Genomic DNA, 11,574 nt, shown 5'->3' with positions numbered 1-11,574 from the left:
CACCGTGGGGCCGACCTGGCCTTTGGCCGCAACGAAGGCGATGGCCTGCGTTGCCCTTTTCATGGCTGGAAGTTTGACGTCACGGGCCAGTGCATCGAAACACCTGCCGAGCCCTCCGGCAGCACGCTGTGCAAACGTGTGCGCCAGCGCAGCTACCCGCTGATCGAGCGCAGCGGCATCCTCTTTGGCTGGTTCGGCCCCGAAAACCAGACACCGCCGCCACTGCCCGGCATCGACGCCTTCAGCGCCCCCGCCTCCCACACCTTTGCCTTCAAAGGGCTGTGGCATTGCAACTGGTTGCAGGCGTTTGAGGTGGGCATTGACCCGGCACACGCGTCGTACCTGCACCGCTTTTTCAATGATGAGTCGCTCGAAGGCAGCTATGGTCGCCAATTCCGTGGCGCGAGCGCGGGCGATGTGCAAGGCGAGCGCTGGCCCATGACGCGGGTGATGCGCGAACTGGACCAGCCCGAGATTTCATTCGAGCCCACCGATGCCGGCCTGCGCCTGACGGCCCTGCGCCCGATCAACGAGGCGCTCACGCATGTGCGGGTGACGAATGCGCTGTTCCCGCACACCTTTGTGATTCCGCTGTCGGAGACCATGACCATCACGCAGATGCATGTGCCGGTGGACGACACGCACACCTATTGGTATTCGGTGTTCACCAGCTTTGCCGGACCGGTGGACAAAGAGGCCATGCGCAACCAGCGCCTGCCCTCGGTCACCTTGCCCGACTACATCCCCAAAGCGGGCAAGCACAACCACTGGGGCTTCAACCCCGAAGAACAAGTCTCGCGCACCTACTTGGGCATGGGCGAAGACGACATCAACGTGCACGACCAATGGGCCTGCGAGAGCATGGGCGCGATACAAGACCGCACCCGCGAGCACCTGGGCACCAGCGACAAGGTCATCATGGCCAACCGCCGCATCTTGCTCAAAGCCATCGAGACGGTGCAGGCTGGGGGCGTGCCGCCCGGTTTTGCGCAAAACGCTGTGGCCAGCCAGCGCACCGGCCCCGACACGGTGGACGGCATCGCGCCCAGCGGGCAATGGCCGCAGTGGTGGCGCGAAGCCTGCGATGCCAAACGCAGCGGTGCACCGTGGGATGCCGCCCTGCCAGGCCATGCCCCCACGCCAGCGGACACCCCAGCCAACACGAGCGCGGCATGAGCTTCGCTGAACGCTGCGGCCTGCACAGCCCAGAACGCGAGGCGGCTTGCGAGCAATTGGTGCGGCAGGTCGAGGCCTCGGGCATCGAGCTGATCCGCCTGGGCTGGTGCGACCTGCACGGCGTGGTGCGCGGCAAAACCCTCGTGGCTTCGCAACTGCGCCAGGCGCTGGCCAATGGCATCGGCATGGTCAGCACCTTGCTGCTCAAAGACAGTTCGGACCGCACCGCCTTCAAAGTGTTCGAGTCGGGCATTGAAGACACCCTGCCTGGCTTTGCCGGGGCCAGCAATTTCACCCTCATGCTCGACCCGGCCAGCTGGCAGGTGCTGCCTTGGACCGACAAGACCGGTTGGCTCCAGTGCCAGCCCTACTTGGCCGACGGGCGCATCGTGCCGCTCGATTCGCGCCATGTGCTGCAGCAAGCCGTACAGCGCTTGGCCGAGCGTGGCTGGCAAATGCGCTGCGGGCTCGAAGTCGAATTCCACATCTACCGCCTCAAAGACCCGCTGCACGGGCCAGACCTGGACCCGGACCGCGCCGCATGGCCAGGTCCCGCGCCCGAAGTCAGCCTGATCCACCCGGGCTACAACCTGCTGACCGAAGGCTGGATGGACCGGGCCGAAGAGCCGCTGCGCATCGTGCAGCGCACCGCGCAGGCGCTGGGCCTGCCGCTGATCTCGCTCGAAATCGAACTCGGCCCCAGCCAGGTCGAAGCGGTGTTTGATGTGAGCGATGCGCTCACGGCCGCCGACCAGATGGTGCTGTTTCGCAACGCCACACGCCAAGCCCTGCGCCGCGCCGGTTACCACGCCACCTTCATGTGCCGACCGCCGTTTGAACACATCATGTCGAGCGGCTGGCACCTTCACCAATCGGTTTGTGAATTGGCCACAGGGCGCAACGTGTTCATGCGCGAAGATCTGGCCCCCGGCAGCAGTTCACGCGAAGCCCGGCAAGTGCTGAGCGATGCGGGCGCTCTCTGGCTGGCCGGACTGCTGGCGCACGCCCCGGCGCTCACCGCCTTGTGCACCAGCACCACCAATGGCTATGGGCGCTTTCGGCCCAACGCGATGGCGCCGCAGTCGATTTTGTGGGGCCGTGACAACCGAGGCGCGATGCTGCGCGTCATCGGCGCGCCGGGTGACAGCGCCACCCGCATTGAAAACCGCCTGGGCGAGCCTGCGGCCAACCCTTATCTGTACATGGCCTCGCAAATTCACGCTGGGCTTGACGGGGTGGACGCACAGCTGCAAGCGCCGCCAGCCACCGAAACACCTTATGCCCCAGGGGCTGTCTCCATACCAACGTCTTTGGCCGATGCGGTGCAGGCGTTGCAAGCCGATAGCGCTTTGAGCCAGGCCATGGGGCAGCCCTTGGTGGATTACTACAGCACCATCAAACTGGCCGAGCACCGGCGCTTGACCCAGGCCGAAGATGCGACGGAGTTTCACAAGCGCGAATACTTCGGCCGAATTTAACAACCCATTGAAAGCCCGCGTTTGAGCGCGCTGCATTGAAGATGATCACGATCCACCTGCAAGCCCACGACCCCGCACAAGCCCCGATCACACTGCAAGCCCATTCTGGGCAAAGCCTGATGCAAGCCGCTGTCGACACCAATGTGTCAGGTATCCAGGCCGATTGCGGCGGGCTGTTGACCTGCGCCACCTGCCATGTGGTGGTGCATGAAGATTGGGTGAAGCAGCTGCCGCCGATGGGCAGCGATGAAGACGGCATGTTGGCCTTCACCGCCCAAGCGCGTGAGCTGGGCAGTCGCCTGTCGTGCCAGATCGTGCTGACCCCAGAGCTGGACGGTCTGCAGGTCACGCTGCCCGAGAGCCAGTATTGAAAACGGTTTTGAGCAGGTCGGCGGCTTGAGCCCCGACATGAAACCTGCACCAAACCCACCATGTCGGACCTGAAGGCCAGACCTGCAAGAGAAGTTCAGCGCGGCATACCAGGAAAGCCCCCGCCGCCGCCCATCATGCCTTTCATGGCCCCCATGCGCTTCATCATTTTCATCATGCCGCCGCCGGACATTTTTTTCATCATGTCCTGCATCTGCTCGAACTCCTTGAGCATGCGATTGACGTCTTGCACCTGAACGCCCGCGCCCGCTGCGATGCGGCGCTTACGCGTGGCCTTGATCAATTCAGGCTTGCTGCGCTCTTTGGGCGTCATGCTGTGAATGATGCCCTGCTTGCGGCCGATGTCTTTTTCGACCTTGTCCATGTCCATGGACGCTGCCTTGGCGGTCATCTGGCTGGGCAACTTGTCCATCAGGCTTGACAGCCCGCCCATTTGCTTCATCTGCTGGATCTGCGCCAAAAAGTCGTTCAGATCAAAGCCGCCACCGCTCTTGACCTTGGCGGCCAATTTTTGCGCGGCTTCCATGTCCACACCTGCAGTGACCTGCTCGACCAGGGCCACGATGTCGCCCATGCCCAGAACCCGGCCCGCGTGGCGCTCGGCATCGAACACTTCCAGACCATCGATTTTTTCACTGGTACCGGCAAACTTGATCGGCACGCCCGTGATCTGGCGCACCGACAGGGCCGCGCCACCGCGTGAGTCGCCGTCCAGTTTTGTGAGCACAATGCCCGTCAAAGGCAAAGCCTCGCTGAACGCCTTGGCGGTATTGGCCGCGTCCTGGCCTTGCATGGCATCCACCACGAACAGGGTTTCAACAGGCTTCAATTCGGCGTGCAAGGCCTTGATTTCGGCCATCAGGGCTTCGTCAATCGCCAAGCGACCCGCGGTGTCGACTAGCAACACGTCAAAGAAATGTTTGCGGGCGTAGTCGATGGCGGCACGCGCAATGTCGATGGGCTTTTGGTCGGGCGAGCTGGGAAACCATTCGGCACCAGCTTGCGCGGTCACCGTCTTGAGCTGCTCAATCGCCGCAGGGCGGTACACGTCACCCGAGACGGTGAGCACTTTCTTTTTGCGCTTTTCGATCAGGTGTTTGGCCAGCTTGGCGGTGGTGGTGGTTTTACCGGCCCCTTGCAAACCGGCCATCAAGATCACAGCAGGCGGCTGCGCCGCCAGGTTGATGTCCGACACGCCCTCGCCCATGGTGGCCGCCAACTCGCGGTTGACCACACCCACCAAGGCCTGTCCGGGCTTCAAAGAACCCATGACTTCTTGGCCCAAGGCTTTTTCTTTCACCCGGGCAATGAAATCGCGCACCACTGGCAAAGCCACGTCGGCTTCGAGCAAGGCCATGCGCACCTCGCGCAGCATGTCGGCCACGTTCGACTCGGTGATGCGGGCCTGCCCGCTGAGGGTCTTGACGAGGCGTGAGAGTTTGTCGGTCAGGGCGGAGGCCATGGGGGAAATCCAGAAAAAACCGTGAGAGCTTGATGGCGAAGCCCCAGCGGCAGCGCCTGAAAGGCTAAACTCGGTACCATGATTTTAGCGAGTGCACCTTTGTGGACGTTGCCCTTCTCGGCATTGGCAGCCCTGGCCTATGCCTTGCCCGCTCTGGTGCCCCGCCACCTGAGTGCTGTGAACGCACGCCGCCTGCTTTGGCTGGCTTGGGTTTTACACGCCATTAGCTTGCTGGTGCTGCTGATGGGGCCGGCGCGCTTCGGTTTTGCCCCGGCTTTGTCGGTCACCGCCTGGCTGGTGGTGTTGGCTTACATGATCGAGACCCAGTTTTTCCCCAAACTCAGGGCCCGCTGGGCCGTGGGCGGCCTGGGGGCGGTCACCGTGGTGCTGGCCTGGGTGTATCCAGGAGCCTTGCTCACCACCCAGGCATCGGCCTGGTTGCCCCTTCACTTTGCCCTGGGTTTGTCGGCTTATGGCATGTTTGCCGCTGCGGTGGTGCACGCCTGGATGATGACCCGCACGGAACATGACATTCGCCAGGCTCAAGAAGGCTCGAGCGGTCTGCCGCTGTTGACACTGGAGCGCCTGACCTTTCGCTTTGTGACAGCCGGCTTTGTGCTGTTGACGGCCACTTTGGTGGCAGGCGCCCTGTTTGGCGAGGCCCTGTATGGCCAAGGCCACAACCCATGGCGCTGGGACCACAAGCGCGTCTTTGCCGTCCTGTCTTGGATCACCTTTGCCGCCTTGCTGGTGGGCCGCAACCAATGGGGCTGGCGGGGCCGTCGCGCCGTACGGGTGCTTTACATCGGTGCGGGCTTGCTGCTGCTGTCTTATGCGGGTTCGCGCTTTGTATTGGAAGTTTTGATTGGACGCGTGGGATGAAATACCTGATTTGGATCTTGGTCATTTTGCTGGCGATCTGGGCTTTCAAGCGCAGCCGCCGCGTCAAATCAGACGCGCCCAAAGAGCAGCCTCCGACCCCGGCCACGCCCACCAACATGGCTGTATGTCTGCATTGCGGCATCCACTTGCCGCAAGACGAAGCCGTCACAGGTGAAAAAGGCCTGTACTGCAGCGCCGAGCACCGTGCAGCTGCACAAGACCGCAACCCAGTGTGAAAACCCGGCGGCGCCCTGACGCGCCCAACCACCGCCACCGACCAAGTCCAGCCATGCCTGAACACGCCGCTGAACCCACCGTCCTTTGGGACCAAGGCTGGTACGCGCCTGCTCAAAGGCTGGATTCACCCAACTTTGGCCCCAGACCGTCAGGCGCTTGCATCGATTTGCTCGTCATCCATTCCATCAGCCTGCCCCCCGGCCAATACGGAGGCCAAGAGGTGCAAGCGCTGTTCACCAACCAGCTCGACTGGGATGCCCACCCGTATTTCACACAAATCCGGGGCCTGCAGGTGTCCTCGCACTTTTATATCCGGCGTGACGGCAGCCTGTGGCAGTTTGTCAGCGCCGACGATCGGGCCTGGCATGCCGGTCAGTCCGAATACAGAGGTCGCCCCCAATGCAATGACGACTCGATCGGTATTGAACTCGAAGGCTTGGAGGGCGATGTGTTCGAGGACGCTCAGTATGAGCAATTGAGTCGGCTGTGCCTGGACTTGCACCGACACTACGCCATTGCACATGTTGCGGGCCATGAGCACATTGCGCCAGGCCGCAAAGGCGATCCGGGATCGGGCTTTGACTGGCAACGCCTGAAAGCGACCCTCCAACTGCCCGATCATTGTTTTCCTGTGTGTTTTTGATGCGACACAAAAAAATGATTTTTAGCTTTTTCAAGTTTTAAAAGCGACTTATCAACTTAGGACCGAAGCCCAGTCATTTGGCACGGAAGTGAAATCGGGCGATTGAGCAAGAAAAGCCTTCGGAAGTCGCATCGCGACTGGCATCGCTTTGCAAACCCCCCTGATTGGTTGATTTTCAGCGGCTTTTTTCAGTCTCTGAAAAACCCATGAATGGCGCCTGCGCCGAGCCAACACCCAGCACATTCACTTCAAGGCTCTGATCAGAGCCCGTACACTACCTGTAGTGGCTTGTCATGACCCCAGACACCAGATATAGTGTCCGTTAGAAATTCTCACAAACATGCCAGAGCGGCATTTGAAGCCTTTTTGACCGACACAACCCAGACCATAAATTAAAAAATGACCATGCAAATTGACCTGACCATCCCCTCGACTTCTTCCGGCCTGATGAACCTGCCTGTAGACCGGGCTGGCGCTGCCACGGTGCACCCCCTCAACCACTACCAGATCATCCGCCGCAACGGTGCCGTGGTGCCTTTTGAGCCCAACAAGATAGCCGTGGCCATGATGAAAGCCTTTTTAGCGGTGCACGGCACCCAAGGGGCCGCCTCTGCCAGCGTGCGCGAGGTCGTCGAGGAATTGACGCAGAACGTGGTGCGCGCCCTGATGCGCTCCCGCCCAGGTGGCGGTACTTTTCACATCGAAGACGTGCAAGACCAGGTTGAATTGGGCCTGATGCGCAGCAGCAACCATGAAGTGGCCAGGTCCTATGTGCTGTACCGCGAGCGCCGCACGCAAGAGCGCTCACAGCAAACCCAGCAAGCCGCGCCGGTCGTGCAAGAGCCTGCATTGCATGTCTTGGACGGTGGCAAGCGCATCGCGCTGGACCTGAACTACCTCAAATCCCTGATGGTCAACGCCTGCGCCGGCCTGGGCAAAGACGTGAGCCCCGAGCCGATCTTGGCCGAGACCATGCGTAACCTTTACGACGGTGTGCCCATGGAAGAAGTTTACAAAGCTTCCATCCTGGCTTCACGCACGCTGATCGAAAAAGACCCGGACTACACCTACGTCACCGCGCGCCTGCTGATGCACACCATTGCCAAGGAAATCCTGGGCAAGGAAGTGGCACAAGACCAAATGGCCGAGGAATACATCAACTACTTTCCCCAGTTCATCAAAAAAGGCATCGACAACGACCTGCTCGACGCCAAGCTCGCACAGTTTGACCTGAAAAAATTGGCCGAAGCCCTCAAGCCCGAGCGGGACTTGCAGTTCGACTACCTGGGTCTGCAGACCCTGTACGACCGTTATTTCCTGCACGTACGCAAGCAACGCATCGAAATGCCTCAGGCTTTCTTCATGCGCGTGGCCATGGGCTTGTCACTCAACGAAGTAAACCGCGAAGCGCGCGCCATCGAGTTCTACGAAATCCTGTCATCGTTTGACTTCATGTCGTCCACCCCCACCTTGTTCAACAGTGGCACTTTGCGCCCCCAGTTGTCCAGCTGCTACCTGACCACCGTGCCCGACGACTTGGATGGCATTTACGAATCCATCAAGGAAAACGCCCTGTTGTCCAAGTTTGCGGGTGGTCTGGGCAACGACTGGACGCGTGTGCGCGCCATGGGCTCGCACATCAAGGGCACCAACGGTGAGTCCCAGGGCGTGGTGCCTTTCCTCAAAGTGGTCAACGACACCGCTGTGGCCGTGAACCAAGGCGGCAAGCGCAAAGGTGCGGTTTGCACTTATTTGGAAACCTGGCACCTGGACATCGAAGAATTTCTGGAGCTGCGCAAGAACACCGGCGACGACCGCCGACGCACCCATGACATGAACACCGCCAACTGGATTCCCGACCTGTTCATGCGCCGCGTCATGGAAAAAGGCGACTGGACTTTGTTCTCTCCCTCAGACTGCCCCGATCTGCACGACAAGTTTGGTGCCGACTTTGAGAAGGCCTATACCGCCTACGAAGCCAAAGCAGAGCGCGGTGAAATCAAGCCCAGCAAAAAACTGCCCGCCAATGACCTGTGGCGCAAGATGCTGTCGATGCTGTTTGAAACCGGCCACCCTTGGATCACCTTCAAAGACGCCTGCAACGTGCGCTCACCCCAACAACACGCTGGCGTGGTGCACTCCTCCAACCTGTGCACCGAGATCACGCTCAACACCAGCGACACCGAAACCGCCGTCTGCAACCTAGGCTCGGTCAACCTGTCGCGCCACCTCAAAGACAGCGCCAACGGCAAAGAGCTGGACCACGACAAGCTCAAGAAGACCATTTCCACGGCCATGCGCATGTTGGACAACGTGATCGATATCAACTACTACGCCGTCAAAAAAGCCCGTGATTCCAACATCCGCCACCGCCCGGTGGGCTTGGGCCTGATGGCTTTCCAAGATTCGCTGTACGAAATGCGCATCGCATACGCCTCACAAGAGGCCGTGGAGTTTGCTGACCAATCGATGGAAGCGATTTGCTATTACGCTTATTGGGCTTCCACCGAGCTGGCCAAAGAACGTGGCCAGTACTCCAGCTACAAGGGCTCTTTGTGGGACCAAGGCATCTTGCCGTTAGACACAATCGATTTGCTGGCCCGTGAGCGCGGTGGTTATGTGGAAGTCGACCGCTCGGCCACCATGGACTGGGACACCTTGCGCCAGAAAATCAAGTCCGATGGTATGCGCAACTCCAATTGTGTGGCCATTGCCCCTACCGCCACGATCTCCAACATCATTGGCGTGGATGCCTCCATTGAGCCCTGCTTTGGCAACCTGTCAGTCAAGTCCAACCTGTCTGGTGAATTCACCGTCATCAATGGTTACTTGGTGCGTGACTTGAAACGCCTCGGCCTTTGGGACGACGTGATGGTCATGGACCTCAAACACTTTGATGGTTCGCTGCGGCCCATCGACCGTGTGCCGCAAGACATTAAGGCTTTGTACGCCACCGCTTTTGAAGTTGAAACAACCTGGCTGGTTGAAGCGGCTGCACGTCGTCAAAAGTGGATTGACCAAGCGCAATCGCTCAACATCTACATGGCCGGCGCCTCAGGCAAGAAACTCGACGACACCTACAAACTCGCTTGGCTGCGCGGCCTCAAAACCACCTACTACCTGCGCACATCCAGCGCCACACAAGTAGAGAAATCCACGGTCAGTTCAGGCTCGCACAATGCCGTATCAGCATCGGGTGCACCGAGCGGCGGCATGAGCGCCATCGAGGCCGCCGCTGCTGCTGCACAAGCACAAATGGCCGCGACTCCTGCCACCGACATCAAGTTCTGCGCCATCGACGATCCAGGTTGCGAAGCTTGCCAGTGATGGACCTTGCACACAGCAGCGCACTCGAGTGCGCTGTTCGATGCAATGGAACAACACTTCATGCATTGCTTGCGTCCTAAATCGACGAACGGCTTTGCAATTTGTGGTCATGCTTTCATAATTTAAGAACTGGAATTTTTTATGCTGTCCTGGGACGATCAAGTCAAACCCGCATTGCAACCTGCAATGCCCTCCTTCAGTGGCGCAGACAACTCTGCCGTCAAGGCCACGCCGTCTTCATCCACAGCAACCCCTGCCGCACCACGTCGCATGAATGCCGCTGACAAGCGCATCATCAATGGTCAAACCGACGTCAACCAGCTGGTGCCGTTCAAATACAAATGGGCTTGGGAAAAATACCTGGCCACTTGCGCCAACCACTGGATGCCGCAAGAAGTGAACATGAACCGCGACATCGCTTTGTGGAAAGACCCCAACGGTCTGACCGAAGACGAACGCCGCATGGTCAAGCGCAACCTCGGCTTCTTCGTCACGGCCGACTCGCTGGCAGCCAATAACATCACCTTGGGCACCTACCGCCACATCACGGCCCCTGAATGCCGTCAGTTCTTGTTGCGCCAAGCTTTTGAAGAAGCCATTCACACCCACGCTTACCAATACATCACTGAGTCATTGGGATTGGACGAGAGTGAGATTTTCAACGCCTACAACGAAGTCAAATCAATTCGCGACAAAGACGAATTCCTGATCCCGTTCATCAACGTGATCATGGATCCCCACTTCAAGACGGGCACCCTGGAAACAGACCAGACCTTGCTCAAGTCGTTGATCGTGTTCGCTTGCCTGATGGAGGGCCTGTTCTTCTATGTCGGCTTCACGCAGATCCTGGCTCTGGGTCGCCAAAACAAGATGACCGGTGCTGCTGAGCAGTACCAATACATCCTGCGTGACGAATCCATGCATTGCAACTTCGGCATTGACATGATCAACACCATCAAATTCGAAAACCCACAGCTGTGGACCAACGAATTCAAAGCCGAAATCAAGGACCTGTTCCTCAAAGCGGTCGAATTGGAATACCAGTACGCGGAAGACACCATGCCCCGCGGCGTCTTGGGCATGAATGCATCCATGTTCAAAGGTTATCTGCGCTACATTGCCAACCGCCGCGCCACTCAGATCGGCCTGGAGGCTCTTTTCCCCAACGAAGAGAACCCCTTCCCCTGGATGAGCGAGATGATCGACCTGAAGAAAGAACGCAACTTCTTTGAAACCCGGGTCATCGAATACCAAACTGGCGGGGCTTTGTCCTGGGATTGATTTTCTGAACCCCTATCTCATGCCCTACCTCTTCAAGCCACACGCAGCAAAGTCTCCAGACTTTGGGCGGTGTGGCTTTTCTGCGTTCATGGCGTTGGGGATTTCCCCAGCGCCATGGATCGCTTTGTGCAAACCAACAAGCACCAAGCGTTCCCTTTCCGTTGAGTTCTCAACTTGATCAAGGAGAAAATCATGGCAACTGCAAAAAAAGTAGCGGCAAAAAAAGCTGCTCCAGCGAAAAAGGCCGCACCGGCCAAAAAAGCGGCTCCAGCTAAAAAAGTAGCTGCAGCCAAGAAACCTGCCGCCAAAAAAGCTGCTCCCGCAAAGAAAGCCGCTCCTGCCAAAAAAGCAGTAGCAGCCAAAAAGCCAGCAGCGAAAAAAGCAGCACCGGCCAAAAAAGCCGCTCCCGCCAAAAAAGCGGTAGCAGCCAAAAAGCCAGCAGCGAAAAAAGCAGCACCGGCCAAAAAAGCCGCAGCCAAAAAAGCTGCTCCCGCCAAAAAAGCAGCACCAGCCAAAAAAGCAGCAGCCAAGAAAACTGCCGCCAAAAAGCCTGCTGCTAAAAAAGCGGTTGTGAAAAAAGCGGCCAAAAAACCAGCAGCAAAGAAGGCATCCAAAGCACCCGCTGCCCCGGCTGCTCAAACGACTCTGAATCCTCAAGCTGCGTGGCCGTTTCCTTCGGCCGCCAAGCCCTGATTCTC

General features: G+C 59.0%; 10 protein-coding genes. 9 read left to right on the top strand and 1 reads right to left on the bottom strand.

Going from position 1 to position 11,574, the window contains the following annotated elements; all coding sequences use genetic code 11:
* From ACIQ47_RS05245 to ACIQ47_RS05235, 3 genes are all read left to right on the top strand, one after another.
* Window positions 1-1,176: Rieske 2Fe-2S domain-containing protein (locus tag ACIQ47_RS05245; RefSeq protein WP_396437149.1), on the top strand; the 1,176-nt coding region annotated here is incomplete at its 5' end.
* Window positions 1,173-2,654, top strand: a complete 1,482-nt coding sequence (locus tag ACIQ47_RS05240) for a glutamine synthetase family protein (RefSeq protein WP_396437148.1) — start codon at window positions 1,173-1,175, stop codon at window positions 2,652-2,654. The genes ACIQ47_RS05245 and ACIQ47_RS05240, both read left to right, overlap by 4 nt.
* A 41-nt stretch (window positions 2,655-2,695) precedes the next feature.
* A complete protein-coding gene (locus ACIQ47_RS05235) occupies window positions 2,696-3,025 on the top strand; it encodes a 2Fe-2S iron-sulfur cluster-binding protein (RefSeq protein ID WP_396437147.1) in 330 nt (109 codons plus the stop codon).
* Between the two features lie 95 nt (window positions 3,026-3,120).
* Here the strand turns inward: ACIQ47_RS05235 and ffh are convergent, their stop codons facing one another.
* A complete protein-coding gene (gene ffh, locus ACIQ47_RS05230; RefSeq protein WP_296292763.1) occupies window positions 3,121-4,506 on the bottom strand; it encodes a signal recognition particle protein in 1,386 nt (461 codons plus the stop codon).
* 78 nt (window positions 4,507-4,584) lie between these two features.
* Here ffh and ACIQ47_RS05225 point away from each other — a divergent pair, with 78 nt between their 5' ends.
* From ACIQ47_RS05225 to ACIQ47_RS05200, 6 genes are all read left to right on the top strand, one after another.
* A complete protein-coding gene (locus ACIQ47_RS05225; protein WP_396437146.1) occupies window positions 4,585-5,388 on the top strand; it encodes an inner membrane protein YpjD in 804 nt (267 codons plus the stop codon).
* Window positions 5,385-5,624 (top strand): PP0621 family protein, encoded by a 240-nt coding sequence (locus tag ACIQ47_RS05220; RefSeq protein WP_396437145.1) that lies wholly within the window; start codon window positions 5,385-5,387, stop codon window positions 5,622-5,624. The genes ACIQ47_RS05225 and ACIQ47_RS05220 overlap by 4 nt, the downstream gene beginning before the upstream one ends.
* Before the next feature lie 53 nt (window positions 5,625-5,677).
* Window positions 5,678-6,268 carry a 1,6-anhydro-N-acetylmuramyl-L-alanine amidase AmpD gene (gene ampD / locus ACIQ47_RS05215; protein ID WP_396437144.1) on the top strand — a complete coding sequence of 197 codons (591 nt, stop codon included), beginning with the start codon at window positions 5,678-5,680 and terminating at the stop codon, window positions 6,266-6,268.
* A gap of 447 nt (window positions 6,269-6,715) precedes the next feature.
* Window positions 6,716-9,595: a ribonucleoside-diphosphate reductase subunit alpha gene (locus ACIQ47_RS05210; RefSeq protein WP_396437153.1), complete on the top strand. Its 2,880-nt coding sequence runs from the start codon at window positions 6,716-6,718 to the stop codon at window positions 9,593-9,595.
* Window positions 9,596-9,736: 141 nt separating this feature from the next.
* On the top strand, window positions 9,737-10,876 hold the full coding sequence (locus tag ACIQ47_RS05205) for a ribonucleotide-diphosphate reductase subunit beta (RefSeq protein WP_396437143.1): 1,140 nt from the start codon (window positions 9,737-9,739) through the stop codon (window positions 10,874-10,876).
* Window positions 10,877-11,068: 192 nt separating this feature from the next.
* Window positions 11,069-11,569: a histone gene (locus tag ACIQ47_RS05200; RefSeq protein ID WP_396437152.1), complete on the top strand. Its 501-nt coding sequence runs from the start codon at window positions 11,069-11,071 to the stop codon at window positions 11,567-11,569.
* Window positions 11,570-11,574: the final 5 nt, after the last annotated feature.

The organism is Limnohabitans sp. (genome assembly GCF_044373035.1).
In the GTDB taxonomy this organism is placed as follows: Bacteria; Pseudomonadota; Gammaproteobacteria; order Burkholderiales; family Burkholderiaceae_C; genus Limnohabitans_A.
This window is presented reverse-complemented; position numbering and strand designations above follow the sequence as displayed.